At 69.9% G+C, this 14,219-nt stretch carries 13 protein-coding genes; 6 read left to right on the top strand and 7 right to left on the bottom strand.

The window, feature by feature from the left end; genetic code table 11:
• Positions 1-7 precede the first annotated feature (7 nt).
• Entirely contained in the window at positions 8-2,746 is a 2,739-nt protein-coding gene (gene ppc, locus ACFVDP_RS31155) for a phosphoenolpyruvate carboxylase (RefSeq protein WP_383497007.1), read from the bottom strand.
• A 359-nt stretch (positions 2,747-3,105) separates the two neighbouring features.
• On the opposite strand from ppc, the gene ACFVDP_RS31150 reads away from it, so the two are divergent.
• Positions 3,106-4,095: an acyl-CoA desaturase gene (locus tag ACFVDP_RS31150; protein ID WP_383497004.1), complete on the top strand. Its 990-nt coding sequence runs from the start codon at positions 3,106-3,108 to the stop codon at positions 4,093-4,095.
• Between the two features lie 12 nt (positions 4,096-4,107).
• On the top strand, positions 4,108-4,791 hold the full coding sequence (locus ACFVDP_RS31145; RefSeq protein ID WP_383497001.1) for a TetR family transcriptional regulator: 684 nt from the start codon (positions 4,108-4,110) through the stop codon (positions 4,789-4,791).
• Positions 4,792-4,914: 123 nt separating this feature from the next.
• Here ACFVDP_RS31145 and ACFVDP_RS31140 read toward each other — a convergent pair whose 3' ends face one another.
• Both ACFVDP_RS31140 and ACFVDP_RS31135 read right to left on the bottom strand, forming a co-directional pair.
• Positions 4,915-5,274 carry a glyoxalase gene (locus ACFVDP_RS31140; RefSeq protein WP_383496998.1) on the bottom strand — a complete coding sequence of 120 codons (360 nt, stop codon included), beginning with the start codon at positions 5,272-5,274 and terminating at the stop codon, positions 4,915-4,917.
• Positions 5,271-6,086: a trans-aconitate 2-methyltransferase gene (locus ACFVDP_RS31135; protein WP_383496995.1), complete on the bottom strand. Its 816-nt coding sequence runs from the start codon at positions 6,084-6,086 to the stop codon at positions 5,271-5,273. The genes ACFVDP_RS31140 and ACFVDP_RS31135 overlap by 4 nt, the downstream gene beginning before the upstream one ends.
• Before the next feature lie 89 nt (positions 6,087-6,175).
• Here ACFVDP_RS31135 and ACFVDP_RS31130 point away from each other — a divergent pair, with 89 nt between their 5' ends.
• Entirely contained in the window at positions 6,176-6,673 is a 498-nt protein-coding gene (locus ACFVDP_RS31130; protein WP_383496991.1) for a MarR family winged helix-turn-helix transcriptional regulator, read from the top strand.
• 290 nt (positions 6,674-6,963) lie between these two features.
• Here ACFVDP_RS31130 and ACFVDP_RS31125 read toward each other — a convergent pair whose 3' ends face one another.
• Positions 6,964-7,713: a response regulator transcription factor gene (locus ACFVDP_RS31125; RefSeq protein ID WP_111665963.1), complete on the bottom strand. Its 750-nt coding sequence runs from the start codon at positions 7,711-7,713 to the stop codon at positions 6,964-6,966.
• Positions 7,714-8,012: 299 nt separating this feature from the next.
• Here ACFVDP_RS31125 and ACFVDP_RS31120 point away from each other — a divergent pair, with 299 nt between their 5' ends.
• Positions 8,013-8,459 (top strand): GNAT family N-acetyltransferase, encoded by a 447-nt coding sequence (locus ACFVDP_RS31120; RefSeq protein WP_383496988.1) that lies wholly within the window; start codon positions 8,013-8,015, stop codon positions 8,457-8,459.
• Between the two features lie 97 nt (positions 8,460-8,556).
• Here ACFVDP_RS31120 and galK read toward each other — a convergent pair whose 3' ends face one another.
• From galK to galT, 3 genes are read right to left on the bottom strand one after another with little or no spacing between them, the layout of a single operon-like run.
• Positions 8,557-9,720, bottom strand: coding sequence for a galactokinase (gene galK, locus ACFVDP_RS31115; RefSeq protein WP_383496984.1), 1,164 nt, complete (start codon positions 9,718-9,720; stop codon positions 8,557-8,559).
• Positions 9,721-9,733: 13 nt separating this feature from the next.
• Positions 9,734-10,714 carry a UDP-glucose 4-epimerase GalE gene (gene galE, locus ACFVDP_RS31110; protein ID WP_383496980.1) on the bottom strand — a complete coding sequence of 327 codons (981 nt, stop codon included), beginning with the start codon at positions 10,712-10,714 and terminating at the stop codon, positions 9,734-9,736.
• A complete protein-coding gene (galT, locus tag ACFVDP_RS31105; protein WP_383496977.1) occupies positions 10,714-11,787 on the bottom strand; it encodes a galactose-1-phosphate uridylyltransferase in 1,074 nt (357 codons plus the stop codon). The genes galE and galT overlap by 1 nt, the downstream gene beginning before the upstream one ends.
• Before the next feature lie 230 nt (positions 11,788-12,017).
• On the opposite strand from galT, the gene ACFVDP_RS31100 reads away from it, so the two are divergent.
• Together ACFVDP_RS31100 and ACFVDP_RS31095 are read left to right on the top strand one after the other, a co-directional pair.
• A complete protein-coding gene (locus ACFVDP_RS31100) occupies positions 12,018-13,703 on the top strand; it encodes a sodium:solute symporter family protein (RefSeq protein ID WP_383496974.1) in 1,686 nt (561 codons plus the stop codon).
• Between the two features lie 17 nt (positions 13,704-13,720).
• Positions 13,721-14,017: a hypothetical protein gene (locus ACFVDP_RS31095; RefSeq protein ID WP_383496971.1), complete on the top strand. Its 297-nt coding sequence runs from the start codon at positions 13,721-13,723 to the stop codon at positions 14,015-14,017.
• Positions 14,018-14,219 lie beyond the last annotated feature (202 nt).

Genomic DNA, 14,219 nt, shown 5'->3' with positions numbered 1-14,219 from the left:
TCGAGGATCAGCCGGTGTTGCGCAGGCCGGCCGCGACTCCGTTGACGGTGAGCAGCAGGGCGCGGGCCAGTGTCGGGTCCGGCTCCTGGCCCGCCTCGGCGTCCTCGCGCTGTCGCTTGAGCAGGGCGACCTGGAGGTACGAGATCGGGTCGAGGTAGGCGTCGCGGATGGCGAACGTCTGCTTGAGCACCGGCTGGGTGTCGAGGAGCTCGGCGCCTCCGGTGATGCGCAGGACCTCGGCCACGGTCAGCGCGTGCTCGGCCTCGATGACGTCGAAGACGTGCTTCAGGTTGTCCGGGACGAGCGTGTCGACGTAGTGGCGGGCGATGCGCAGGTCCGTCTTCGCGAGCGTCATCTCGACGTTGGAGATGAAGTTGCGGAAGAAGTGCCACTGCTCGTGCATCTCGTCGAGCATGGTGTCCAGGCCCGCCTCGCGCAGCGCCTTCAGGCCGGAGCCGACACCGAACCAGCCGGGCACGATCTGCCGCGACTGGGTCCAGCCGAACACCCACGGGATGGCGCGCAGGCCGTCGAGCGAGACGCCGGAGCCGGGGCGGCGCGAGGGCCGGGAGCCCAGGTGCAGGTCGGCGAGCTGGTCGACGGGCGTCGACGCGACGAAGTAGGTGGGCAGGTCCGGGTCCTCGACGAGCCCGCGGTAGGCGGCGTGCGCCGCGTCGCTGACCACGTCCATGGCGGCGTCCCAGCGGGCGAGGGCCTCGTCGGACTGGCGCGGCGCGGTGTGCAGCGCGGAGGCCTGGAGGGTCGCGGCGACGGTCAGTTCGAGGTTCTCGCGGGCCAGGGACGGCACCAGGTACTTGTCGCTGATCACCTCGCCCTGCTCGGTGACCTTGATCTCGCCCTCCAGGGTGCCCCAGGGCTGGGCGAGGATCGCGTCGTGCGAGGGGCCGCCACCGCGGCCGACGGTGCCGCCGCGGCCGTGGAAGAGGCGCAGGCGGACGCCGTAGCGGTGGGCGACGTCACGCAGCCGGCGCTGGGCGCGGTGGATCTCCCACTGGGAGGTGGTGATGCCGCCGAACTTGGAGGAGTCGGAGTAGCCGAGCATGACCTCCTGCACGTCCCCGTTGAGCGCGACGAGGCGCCGGTAGGACGGGTCGGAGAGCATGTCCTCCAGGATCGTGTCGGCGGCCTTGAGCTCGTCCGTCGTCTCCAGGAGCGGCACGATGCCGATCTTCGCCCAGCCCGCGTGCAGGTCGATGAGTCCGGCCTCGCGGGCCAGCACGGCAGCGGCGAAGACGTCGTCGGCGCCCTGGCACATCGAGATGATGTACGACTCGATGACCTCGGGCCCGAACACGTCGAGCGCCCGCGTGATGGTGTGGAAGACACCGAGGGTCTTCTCGCCGGCGGCGTCCAGCGGCGCCGGGGTCGGGGCCAGCGGACGCCGGGACCGCAGCTCCTTGGCGAGCAGCTTGCCGCGGTAGTCGCGGGGCATGTCGGCGTAGCGCCAGGACTCCTCGCCGAGCCGGTCGAAGAGCTGGCCGAGGGCGTGGTGGTGGGCGTCGGCGTGCTCGCGGACGTCCATCGTGGCGAGCTGGAGGCCGAACGCGGACAGGGTCCGGATCGTGCGGTTCATCCGGCCCTCGGCGAAGAGGCCGCCGCGGTGCTCGCGCAGCGAGGTCTGGATGAGGGTGAGGTCGTGCAGCAGCTCGGCGGTGCCGAGGTAGTCGCGGCCGTCGACGTGCGGAGTGTTCCGCGCGAGCCGCTCCTTGGTGTTCTCCAGCTTCTGCCGGATCGCGGTGGCCTTGAGCCGGTAGGGCTCCTCGGCGTTGAGCCGCTTGTAGCGGGGGCTGATCTCCGGGAGGCGCTCCAGGTCGGCCTGGAGGGAGGTGAGCAGTTCCTCGGTCGCGCCCGTGTAGCGGATGGAGTTGGAGAGGAAGCCGCGCAGCTCGTCGATCATGTCGAGCGCGTCGTTGATGCCGTGCTCGTGCTGGAGGATCAGGACGTCCCAGGTCACCGCGGGGGTGACGTTCGGGTTGCCGTCGCGGTCGCCGCCGATCCAGGTGCCGAAGGTGAGCGGGCGGGTGTCGTCGGGGAGGCTGACGCCGACGCGCTCCAGCTCGGCGGTGAGGTCCTCCAGGACGTCGCCGACGGCGCCGGCGTGCAGCTCGTCGAGGTAGTAGATCGCGTTGCGCGACTCGTCGGTGACCTCGGGGCGTACGACGCGCAGCTCGTCCGTCTGCCACACCAGGTCGATGTTCTCGGCGAGGCGGGTGTCGTAGCGGCGGCGGTCGGTCTCCAGGACCGGCGTCTCCAGGAGCTCGGCGATCCGGCGGAGCTTGTTGAGGACGCTGCGCCGGGCGGCTTCGGTGGGGTGGGCGGTGAAGACCGGGCGCACGTTCAGGTTCTGCACGGTGGCGCGCAGGTGGTCCGGGTCGGCGTCCTTGAGCCGGTCCGCGGTGCGGGCGAGCAGTCCGCCCTCGGCGGCGCGCTTGGCGCGCAGCTCACGGCCACGGTGCACCTGCTCCGTTACGTTGGCCAGGTGGAAGTACGTGGAGAAGGCGCGGACCAGCTTGGCCGCGGTCTCCAGTTCGGTGCCTCGCAGCAGTTCGGCGGCGGCCTCGCCGTCCTCACGCGTCAGGCGGCGGACCTTCTCGACGAGATCGAGGAGCTCGGGCCCCTCCTGGCGGACGAGCGTCTCGCCCAGGAGGTCTCCGAGGCGGCGGATGTCGGCGCGCAGCTCGGGGCTGGTGCTCGTCGCAGTCGTCTGATCGTCGGCACTGCTCACAGGTGCGGCTCCTTGCAGTGGTGAAGCACGTCTGGAGGGAAGGATCCCCTGAACCGGGTACTAGTCCGGGGTGGAGATTCGAAGCGGACCGCGCTGTCCGACCGTTCCCCAGGATATGTGCCCGTGCTCATGGCGCGGGCCGGGGCCTCTTGCCGCCTGTCAGCGCGCTGCCATACTTACGACGCCGTAGGTTACGGACCCGTAGGCATGGCATCGACGCGCCGTCGGCGGTCTCGGTGGCTCCCGCGGATCCCGTGGGACCCCGGAGGATCTCCTGACCCGTCCAGGACCTTCTCAATCCTTGATTTATCTCACCCCTCGACGATTCATCTCACCCCTCGACCTTCAGGGACGCCCCCATGGCCACAAGTTCCGATGTGATCGACGACGCCCCCCGACAGACGTCCTCCGATGCCGCCGGGCTGCCGTCGGCGACGCTGGGCGGTGAGCAGAAGCGGTCGCTGGAGCAGATCACGCTGCTCCTGTTCATCACCGTGCCGTTCCTGGCCCTGGTCGCGGCGGTGCCGCTGGCCTGGGGCTGGGGTGTCAGCTGGCTGGATCTGAGCCTGCTGGTGGTCTTCTACTACATCGGCTGCCACGGCATCACGATCGGCTTCCACCGGTACTTCACGCACGGCTCCTTCAAGGCGAAGCGGCCGCTGCGGATCGCGCTGGCGGTCATGGGGTCGCTGGCGGTGGAGGGTCCGCTGGTCCGCTGGGTCGCGGACCACCGCAAGCACCACAAGTTCTCCGACGCGGAGGGCGACCCGCACTCGCCGTGGCGGTTCGGGGAGACGGTGCCGGCCCTGATGAAGGGCCTGTGGTGGGCGCACATCGCCTGGATGTTCGACGAGGAGCAGACGCCGCAGGAGAAGTACGCGCCCGACCTGATCAAGGATCCGGCGATCCGGGCGATCTCGCGCCAGTTCATCATGTGGACGCTCGTCTCGCTGTTCCTGCCCGCGCTGATCGGCGGTCTGGTGACAATGTCCTGGTGGGGCGCGTTCACGGCGTTCTTCTGGGGCTCGCTGGTGCGGGTGGCGCTGCTGCACCACGTGACCTGGTCGATCAACTCGATCTGCCACGCGGTCGGCAAGCGCCCCTTCAAGTCCCGCGACCGCTCGGGCAACGTGTGGTGGCTGGCCGTGCTGTCCTGCGGCGAGTCCTGGCACAACCTGCACCACGCGGACCCGACGTCGGCGCGGCACGGGGTGATGCGCGGCCAGGTCGACTCCTCGGCCCGGCTGATCCGCTGGTTCGAGCGGGCGGGCTGGGCGTACGACGTGCGCTGGCCGTCCAAGGACCGGATCGCCTCGCGCCGCAAGGTCGATGCCGCCGACGCCGCGTGACCCCGGCACGGCATGATGGATGACGTGGCGACCGACTCAAGCACCCCGAGCAGTGACAGGCCCGAGAAGCCACGGCGTGCGCGCCGTACGCGGATGACGGGGGCGGAGCGCCGTCAGCAGTTGCTGGAGATCGGCCGCACCGTGTTCGCCGCGAAGGGGTTCGAGGGCACGTCGGTGGAGGAGATCGCGGCGAAGGCCGGGGTCTCCAAGCCGGTGGTGTACGAGCACTTCGGCGGCAAGGAGGGCCTGTACGCGGTCGTCGTGGACCGTGAGATGCGCCAGCTCCTCGACATGGTGACCAGTTCCCTGACGGCCGGGCATCCGCGCGAGCTGTGCGAGCAGGCGGCGTTCGCGCTCCTCGACTACATCGAGGAGTACACGGACGGTTTCCGCATCCTGGTCCGCGACTCCCCCATCCCCCAGTCCACGGGTTCCTTCGCCTCCCTCATCTCGGACATCGCCACGCAGGTGGAGGACATCCTGGGCCGCGAGTTCAAGGCCCGGGGTTTCGACCCGAAGCTGGCGCCGATGTACGCGCAGGCGCTGGTCGGCATGGTGGCGCTGACCGGCCAGTGGTGGCTGGACGCCCGCAAGCCGAAGAAGGCCGAGGTGGCCGCCCACCTGGTCAATCTGGCCTGGCACGGCCTGGACGGGCTGGAGCCGAAGCCCCGCTTGATAGGGCACCGGAAGAGTTAGCCCCGCCAGGGGCGCGGGGAACTGCGCGCTCAGCCATAGAAAAGCCGCGGACGCATCTGCTCATGCACCGAGCAGACGCGTCTGCGGCTTTCGTCGTGGTTGCTCGCGCAGTTCCCCGCGCCCCTATCGGGGCTCCAGGAACTCGAGGCGGTTGCCCACGGGATCGGTGCTGTAGAAACGGCGATGGCCAGGGAGACCGTCGTCCCAGACGACCTCGGCGCCCCACGCGGACAACCCCCGAGCGAACTCGGAGATGCCCCGCACCCGCAGCCCGGGATGCGCCTTCCGGGCCGGACGGAAATCGCGCTCGATCCCCAGATGGAGCTGAACGCCCCCGGCCACGAACCAGCACCCCCCGCGAGCGGCGAGCCCCGGCGGCTTGGCGATCTCGGTCATCCCGAGGACATCCACGTAGAAGGCCCGCAGCAGCGCCTCGCTGCCCTCGGGCGCGGCGAGCTGCACATGGTCGAGGGCCTCGATCACGCGGGCTTCACCGCCACCACGAAGATCCGGCGGAACGGCAGCACGGTGCCGTACGAGGTCGCCGGATAGGCGTCCCGCAGCAGGTCCCGGTACGCGGCGACGAACGCGTCCCGCTCCTCGGGGTCGTCGGCGAGCGCGGTGAGCACGGGCCGCAGCCCGGTTCCCTTCACCCAGTCGAGCACCGGGTCCGCGCCCTCCAGCAGATGCAGATACGTGGTCTCCCAGGCGTCCACCTCGCAGCCGAGCCCGGCGAGCCGCTCCAGGTATCCGGCGGGGTCGAGCACCGCGTCGCCGTGCCGCAGCACTCCGCCGAGCCGGTCCTTCCAGCGCGCGGAACCGGCGAGTTCCCGCATCAGGGCGTGGCTGGGGGCGTCGAAGTTGCCGGGCACCTGGAAGGCCAGGGTGCCGCCGGGGGCGAGGGCGTCCAGCCAGCGCGGGAAGGCGTCGACGTGGCCGGGGACCCATTGCAGGGTCGCGTTCGAGGCGATCAGGTCGTACGGCTCCGTGGGCGCCCAGTGCGCGGCGTCGGCGTGCGCGAAGTCGATGCGGCCGCCGCCCGCGGTGGGGCCGGCGTGCTCCTCGGCCCTGGCGAGCATGTCCGGTGAGTTGTCGAAGCCCGTGATGTGCGCGTCGGGCCAGCGGTCGGCGAGCAGGGTGGTGACATTGCCGGGACCACAGCCCAGGTCGGCGACGCGGGGCGGGGTGCGGGGCAGGTCCGGGACGCGGGCGAGGAGGTCCGCGAAGGGGCGGCCGCGGTGGTCCGCGTGGCGGAGGTACTGCTGCGGGTCCCAGGTGGGTGAGCTCGTCGTCATGCCGTCCAGGCTCTCGCCGAATGTATCTTGATGTCAAGAGACTCGACTTCAAGAGACTTCATGTCGACACACCCTCTACACTGATCGCCATGGAGGACGAGGTCGACCGTCTGGTCGCAGCGTGGCGCCGGGAGCGCCCCGACCTCGACGTGGAGCCCCTGGAGGTGCTCAGTCGGGTCAGCAGGCTTGCGCGCCATCTCGACCGGGCCCGCCGGCTGGCTTTCGCCGAGCATCAGTTGGAGCCGTGGGAGTTCGACGTCCTGACGTCGTTGCGGCGGGCCGGTGCGCCGTATCAGCTCTCGCCCGGGCAGTTGCTCACGCAGACGCTGGTGACGTCGGGCACGATGACCAATCGCATCGACCGGCTCACGAAGAAGAGCCTCGTCGAGCGGCTGCCCGATCCCAGTGACCGCCGTGGCGTTCTGGTCCGGCTCACCGCCGTGGGCCGGGACCGGGCCGACCAGGCGCTGGCCGGCCTCCTCGCCCAGGAGCGCGCCATCCTCGCCGAGCTCTCCCGAGGCGACCGGGCCGAACTGGCCTCCCTGCTCCGCCAGCTGACGGCCCCCTTCGACAACATCCCGGGGTAGTCGGTCGAGTACCGCTTTCGTCGTGGCGCGCCCCTGGGTAGTCGGTCGGGTGCGGGCCGGTGGCCGCTTCTCGCGCAGTTCCCCGCGCCCCTGAGGCGTGCGCTGCGCGCAGCCTCCCCTTGAGGCTGCGGCTCCGCCGCGCCTCCTGATGGAGATGCCGCACGAAGTGCGCACTCCAGGGGCGCGGGGAACTGCGCGAGAAGCGGCCACCGGCCGTCAGACGAACGACAACCCGATAAGGGGCGCGGGGAACTGCGCGACCAGCCCCGGCGAAAGCGTCACCCGGCGATTCAGCTGGCGGCCTCAAGGTCCACAGGCCCGACCCCGGCCCGCCGCGCGAGCGCCACCGCGGCAAGCGTCGAGTGCACCCCCAGCTTCCCGAGCACATTCTGCATATGAGTACGAACGGTGTGCGGCGACAAGAACAGCCGCTCGGCAACGGCCTTGCGCCCGAGCCCGGCGACCATGCACCGCAACACCTCCCGCTCCCGGGGAGTGAGCGACTCCACCAGCCGCTCCGACTCGGTGCGGTGCTTACGGGCCGCGGTCAGCTCCCGCAGCACCCCGGTCAGCAGCGCCGGAGGCAGATGCGTCTCGTCGCGCAGGACACCCCGGATGACGTTCAGCAGCCGCGACAGCGAACAGTCCTTGGCCACCCACCCGGAAGCGCCGGCCTGCAGGGCAAGCGCGGCCCGACGCGGATCGTCCCGCTCGGCGAGCACCACCGTCCGCACCGCGGGCTGCCCCGAACGGACGCCCGCGACAAGGGAGATACCGTCCACGAGCCCGTCCTGCGCACCACCCTCGGGCACCACGGTCGGCGGCCGCATGCCCTGCAAGGACGCGGCCCCCAGGTCGGCGTCGACGAGCAGCACGTCGAACCTGCGCCCCTCGGCGGCCGCCCGCTCCAGCGAGCGCAGAGCGGCGGGACCGCTGCCCGCGGCCGACACGTCGACGTCCGGCTCGGCGGCGAGCGCCGCTGCGAGGGACTCGGCGAAGATGCGATGGTCGTCGACGACCAGAACCCGAATACGTACCACTGAAACCCCCTTCCCCAAGCTCTTCATAGAGAGCAGGGGATGCCCCATGGCCGGAGGATGACCAACGCAGGTACGGCGCCCGGAGCTTCGGGTCACCGCAGCCGCACGGCCGCCGCCGCGCTGGAACCGCTACCCCCACTCCGGGCGTCGTACCCGGCTGTCTCGCCCCCTGATCAACACCGGCCCCCACCGGTGCTGTCCATCAGACTAGGGCTGCGCGCCCCGAGGGGAAGGCAATTCACAGAACTGGTTCCCAGTTGACTGACCGGCGACTGTCCAGCGCGTTTATCGTGGGGCACATGTTTCGTTTCGAGACAGAAGTCGACAAAGAGCGCGCCCTTCTGCTCCGCTCGCTGCTGAGGGAGACCAACACCGCGGCATCACCTGCGATCCGGGCCCTGCGCGGCACCTCCGACGAGCGCGAACTGCCTTTGCAGGTATGGGCGTTCGATCCCGCCGACGGCTCACTGGCCGGCGGTCTCGACGCCCACGTCTGGGCCACCTGGCTCCACGTCGACCTGCTGTGGGTCGCGGACCGTCACCGCGGCGCGGGCCTCGGCTCCCACCTGCTCACCGAGGCCGAAAATCTCGCGGTCGAACACCACGGATGCGCCAATTCCCGCCTGGAAACCTGGGACTTCCAGGCCCCGGGCTTCTACCGCCAGCACGGCTACGAGGTCGTATCAGTCATCCCGGACTACCCCCCGGGAGCAAAGGAGTTCACCCTCACCAAGAAACTGGCCTGACCTTTCGATCACGGGGAGCATCTGCGCCCCGCCAGGGGCGCGGGGAACTGCGCGACCAGCCACGACGAACCCGGCAGCCGCGCACCCCACACCAACCTCACCCCACCCGCCGCGCCCCCGCAGAGGGAACCGCAGGGAACACCCGCGGCGCCGTAAACCCGGCCCCCTCAAAGGCACCCAGCACAGACTTGGTCACAGCCTCCACGTCCCCGGCCTCGACCAGCACCACGGCCGACCCACCGAACCCGCCCCCGGTCATCCGCGCCCCCACCGCACCGGCGGCGACCGCGGTACCGACGACCAGGTCCAGCTCCGGGCAGGAGATCCGCAGATCGTCGCGGAGCGAGACGTGCCCCTCGTCGAGGACGGGCCCGATCCCGCGTACGTCACCGGCGTCGAGCAGCTCGATGACCCGCTCCACCCGGTGGTCGTCGCTGACGATGTGCCGGACGTAGCGGACGACCTTCTCGTCGACCCCGGCCCGCTCCAGCGTGGCGATGGCGTCGTCGAGCCCGGCGAACGGGACGTCGCGCAGGTGCGAGACGCCGAGCACCCGGGCGCCCTCCTCGCAGCCGGCCCGCCGCTCCGCGTACGCCCCGTCGCCCAGCTCGTGCTTGACGCGGGTGTCGACGACGAGGAGCTGGAGCCCGTGGTCGGTCAGGTCGAACGGGACCTGCCGGATCGACAGGTCGCGGCAGTCGAGGTGCAGCGCGTGCCCCTCCTGCGCGCACGCCGACGCCATCTGGTCCATGACCCCGCAGGGCACGCCGACGAACACGTTCTCGGCGCGCTGCGCGAGGACGGCCAGCTCGGGCGTGGTGAGGCCGAACCCGAAGAGCTCGTTGAGCGCGTACGCCGTGACGACCTCCAGGGCCGCGGAGGAGGACAGGCCCGCCCCGGTCGGCACCGTGGAGGCGAGGTGCAGGTCCGCGCCGGTGACGGTGTGGCCCGCCTCGCGCAGCGCCCAGACCACTCCGGCCGGGTACGCGGCCCAGCCGCCCTGCCCGTACTTGCTGAGCGGGGTCAGCTCGTCGACGCGCAGTTCGGCGACGGGGGCGTCGATGTCGGCGGAGTGCAGCCGCAGCACGCCGTCGTCCCGCTTGGCCACGGCCGCCACCGCGGTGTGCGGCAGCGCGAGGGGCAGCACGAAGCCCTCGTTGAAGTCGGTGTACTCACCGATGAGGTTCACGCGGCCGGGGGCCGCCCACACCCCGGCGGGTTCGTACCCGTACAGATCACTGAACTGCGCGGCGATGGACATGGCGCGGGGCCCCCTACTTCTCCTGCTGGCGCGCCTGGGCGAACTCCCAGGCGTCGGCGACGATTCCCGCGAGGTCCGCGCGGGACGGGTTCCAGCCGAGGCGCTCGCGCGCGGTGGCCGCGGAGGCGACCAGGACGGCCGGGTCGCCGCCCCGGCGCGCGGCGCCGACCTCGGGGATCGGGTGGCCGGTGACCTGGCGGACGGTCTCGATGACCTCGCGGACCGAGAAGCCGTTCCCGTTGCCGAGGTTGCAGATGAGGTGCTCGCCGGGGCGGGCGGCCTCGACGGCCAGCAGGTGGGCCTCGGCGAGGTCGGCGACGTGGATGTAGTCGCGTACACAGGTGCCGTCGGGGGTGGGGTAGTCGTCGCCGTAGACGGAGATGGCCTCGCGGCGGCCCTGTGCGACCTGGAGGACGAGCGGGATGAGGTGCGACTCGGGATCGTGCCGCTCGCCGCAACTGCCGTACGCGCCCGCCACGTTGAAGTATCGAAGGGAGACGGCCGCGAGACCGTGGGCCGTCGCCTCTCCGCTGATCATGTGGTCGACGGCGAGCTTGGAGGCGCCGTAGGGGGAGGTGGGCGCCGTCGGGTCGGTCTCGGTGATGGGGGTGCTGACCGGCTCGCCGTAGGTGGCGGCGGTGGAGGAGAAGACGAGCTTCTTCACGCCGGCCGAGCGCATCGCGGCGAGCAGGGCCATGGTGCCGCCGACGTTGTTGTCCCAGTACTTCTCGGGCTTCACGACGGACTCGCCGACCTGCGAGAAGGCGGCGAAGTGCAGCACGGCGTCGTAGGTGGAGTCCAGCCACTTGTGCGCGTCGCGGATGTCGCCCTCGACGAAGGCCGCCCCGGCGGGGACGCCCTCGCGGAAGCCGGTGGAGAGGTTGTCGAGGACGGTGACCTCGTGGCCCGCCTCCAGCAGGTGCTGCGCGACGACGCTGCCGACGTATCCGGCGCCGCCCGTGACCATGTACTTCCGAGATTCGGCCTTGCCCATTACTTGCTCGCTACCTCTCGCAGTCGCTCGGCCGCGGACTCCGGCGGCACGTCGTTGATGAACACGCTCATGCCGGACTCGGAGCCCGCGAGGAACTTCAGCTTGCCGGAAGTGCGGCGGATGGTGAAAAGCTCCAGGTGCAGCGCGAAGTCGTCACGGGTGACGGCAGCGCCCCCGTCGAATTCGTCCAGCGAGCCGAACGGCGCCTGGTGCCACGCGGCGATGTACGGCGTCACCGGCTGGTCCTCACCGAAGATCCGGTCGAAGCGCCTCAACAGTTCCAGATAAATCTTGGGGAACTCTGTGCGCGCGGCGTCGTCCAGCGCGAGCAGGTCCGGGACCTGGCGCTTGGGGTAGAGGTGGACCTCGTAGGGCCAGTGGGCGGCGTAGGGCACGAAGGCCACCCAGTGCTCGCCCTCCAGGACGATCCGGCTGCCGTCCTCGATCTCCTTCTCGACGACGTCGGCGAAGAGGTTCCGCCCGCCGGTCTGCTCCTTGTGCTGGGCCGCGGAGCGCAGCATCAGCGCGGTGCGCGGAGTGGTGAAGGGGTAGCCGTAGATCTGTCCGTGCGGGTGGCCGAGGGTGACGCCGATCTCGGCGCCGCGGTTCTCGAAACAGAAGACCTGTTCGACGGAGTCGAGGTGGGACAGCTCCGCCGTGCGGTCGGTCCACGCCTCCAGGACGAGCCCGGCCTGCTCCTCGCTGAGGTCGGCGAAGGACTTGTCGTGGTCCGAGGTGAAGCAGACCACCTCGCAGCGGCCCGCGTCCCCGGCCAGCGAGGGGAACCGGTTCTCGAAGACGACGACGTCGTACGACGAGTCGGGGACCTCGGAGAGCCGCTCGCCCTGGGAGGGGCACAGCGGGCACTCGTCGGCCGGCGGGTGGTAGGTGCGGCCCTGCCGGTGCGAGGCGACGGCGATCGCGTCGCCGAGCAGCGGGTCCCGGCGGATCTCGGAGGTGGTGACCGTGGGATCGAGGGGACGCCGGTCCACGGCATCGCGCACGACGTCGTCCCGAGAGTCGTAATAGATCAGTTCACGACCGTCGGCGAGCCGGGTCGACGTCTTCTTCACGTCCGATGCTCCTCATCACACCAACAAACAAACATAACCAAACACAACAAAGCATAAGGCAACACAGGCGTCAAGGCATGCAACGCGATCAAGCGGGAACCCGCAGGATCCCGCACAGTCCAGAGGCCTCGATCACAATCCAACAAAGAACATCACGATAAGTGTTCACTTATTGAAGGCGGAGGCGTAGGTTCCGGACTGTTTCAGTTCGCGCAACGAAGCGAGTACTCATGCTGTCCCCCACAAACACGCTCGCGGCAGAGCTACGGCTGCCGACCAACGGGCTCGACTACGCGATCCTCGCGATCTACTTCGTCGTCGTCCTCGGCATCGGCTTCGCGGCCCGGCGCTCGGTGAAGACCAGCCTCGACTTCTTCCTCTCCGGGCGCTCCCTGCCCGCCTGGGTCACGGGTCTCGCCTTCGTCTCCGCCAACCTGGGCGCCACCGAGATCCTCGGCATGGCGGCCAACGGCGCGCAGTACGGCGTCTACACCGTCCACTGGTACTGGATCGGCGCCATCCCGGCCATGGTCTTCCTGGGCCTGGTCATGATGCCCTTCTATTACATGTCGAAGGTCCGCTCGGTCCCCGAGTTCCTGCTGCACCGCTTCGGGCCCTCCTCCCACCTGCTGTCCTCGATCATCTTCGCCGTGTCCTCGGTGCTGATCGCGGGCGTCAACCTGTACGCGATGGCCCTGGTGCTCCAGGCGCTGCTCGGCTGGCCGCAGTGGCTCGCCATCGTCATCGCGGGTCTGTTCGTCCTCGCGTACATCACGATCGGCGGCCTGTCCTCGGCGATCTACAACGAGGTCCTTCAGTTCTTCGTCATCCTCGCCGCGCTCATCCCGCTGACCATCGTGGGCCTCAAGCGCGTCGGCGGCTGGGACGGCATCACCGATTCCCTGTCGCACTCGCAGGGCGACTCGTTCATGACGGCGTGGCAGGGCACCGGCATCGGTTCCTCGAACCCGCTCGGCGCGAACTGGCTGACCATCGTGCTCGGCCTCGGCTTCGTGATGAGCTTCGGCTACTGGACGACCAACTTCGCCGAGGTGCAGCGCGCCCTGTCCGCGAAGAACCTCTCCGCCGCCAAGCGCACGCCGCTGATCGCCGCGTTCCCGAAGATCCTCATCCCGATGGTCGTGGTCGTCCCCGGCCTGATCGCCCTGGTGATGGAGCCCTCGCTCGGCAAGGGCGGCAAGGACGGGCTCCAGTACAACGACGCGATCCCGGTCCTCATGCGCGACCTGCTGCCCAACGGTGTCCTCGGCATCGCGGTGACCGGTCTGCTGGCCGCGTTCATGGCCGGTATGGCGGCCAACGTCTCCTCGTTCAACACGGTGTTCACGAACGACATCTGGGGCGCGTACGTCAAGAAGGGCCGCAGCGACGGGTATTACCTGAAGACCGGCCGGGTCGTGACCGCGGTCGGCGTGTTCATCGGCATGGGCACGGCGTTCATCGCGGGCAGCTTCAGCAACATCATGAACTACCTGCAGACGCTGTTCTCGTTCTTCAACGTGCCGCTGTTCGTGGTCTTCATCATCGGCATGTTCTGGAAGCGCACCACGGCCGCGGCCGGTTTCTGGGGCCTGCTGTCCGGCACGGTGGCCGCGATGGTCAACTACTTCTGGTTCTACAAGCAGGGCGTCATCTCGATCCCCTCGGACCAGGGCGCCAACTTCGTCTCCTCGATCGTCGCGTTCGTGGTCGGCGGAGTCGTGATGTTCGTGGTCACGATGTTCACCAAGTCCAAGCCCGCCGAGGAACTGGCCGGTCTCGTCTACGGCACCAAGTCCCCGGGCATGGAAGAGCCGCCCGCCGAGGGTGACGACGCCTGGTACCGCAAGCCGGCCCTGCTGGGCTGGGGCGCGATCGTCCTCGCCGCCATCTGCTACATCCCGTTCTCCTTCTGAGGTCCGAGGTACACGACATGAGCGACCACACGAACAGCCACGTGGACGAGGTGAAGGAGCTGGAGGCCAAGTCGGCGACGGCCGCCCACCTCTTCGACGTGCGCCGCATCATCGGCGGACTCTTCGTGGTGTACGGGATCATCGTCACGATCGCGGGCATCACGGCATCCGACGCGGACCTCAAGAAGGCCCAGGACATCAACATCAACCTGTGGGCGGGCATCGGCATGCTGGCCCTCGGCCTCTTCTTCCTGATCTGGCTGAAGCTGCGCCCCACGGCGCCGCCGACGCCGGCGCAGGACGACGACGCGTGACCGGGTAACCGCGTCACCGCGCAACCGGAACGGGCCGGGGGGGAAAACCCCGAGGGGGGGGGCATCCCCCCCTCCCCTCTCCCCCCCCCCCACGCTTCCTCTACCTCTCCGCCCCCCGCCTCCCTCTTCCCCCACCTCCCCTCCTTCCCCCTCCAACACCCCCAACACCCCCTCCCCTCCCCCCCCCCCCACCCCCCCGTAC

The organism is Streptomyces sp. NPDC057694 (assembly GCF_042799415.1).
In the GTDB taxonomy this organism is placed as follows: Bacteria; Actinomycetota; Actinomycetes; order Streptomycetales; family Streptomycetaceae; genus Streptomyces.
This window is presented reverse-complemented; position numbering and strand designations above follow the sequence as displayed.

Excerpts from the sequence above, each read along its gene's own strand:
- ACFVDP_RS31150 (WP_383497004.1), top strand. The coding sequence starts at position 3,106 with ATGGCCACAAGTTCCGATGTGATCGACGACGCCCCCCGACAGACGTCC.
- ACFVDP_RS31145 (WP_383497001.1), top strand. The coding sequence starts at position 4,108 with ATGATGGATGACGTGGCGACCGACTCAAGCACCCCGAGCAGTGACAGG.
- ACFVDP_RS31135 (WP_383496995.1), bottom strand. The coding sequence starts at position 6,086 with ATGACGACGAGCTCACCCACCTGGGACCCGCAGCAGTACCTCCGCCAC.
- ACFVDP_RS31130 (WP_383496991.1), top strand. The coding sequence starts at position 6,176 with ATGGAGGACGAGGTCGACCGTCTGGTCGCAGCGTGGCGCCGGGAGCGC.
- ACFVDP_RS31120 (WP_383496988.1), top strand. The coding sequence starts at position 8,013 with ATGTTTCGTTTCGAGACAGAAGTCGACAAAGAGCGCGCCCTTCTGCTC.
- galK (WP_383496984.1), bottom strand. The coding sequence starts at position 9,720 with ATGTCCATCGCCGCGCAGTTCAGTGATCTGTACGGGTACGAACCCGCC.
- galE (WP_383496980.1), bottom strand. The coding sequence starts at position 10,714 with ATGGGCAAGGCCGAATCTCGGAAGTACATGGTCACGGGCGGCGCCGGA.
- ACFVDP_RS31100 (WP_383496974.1), top strand. The coding sequence starts at position 12,018 with ATGCTGTCCCCCACAAACACGCTCGCGGCAGAGCTACGGCTGCCGACC.
- ACFVDP_RS31095 (WP_383496971.1), top strand. The coding sequence starts at position 13,721 with ATGAGCGACCACACGAACAGCCACGTGGACGAGGTGAAGGAGCTGGAG.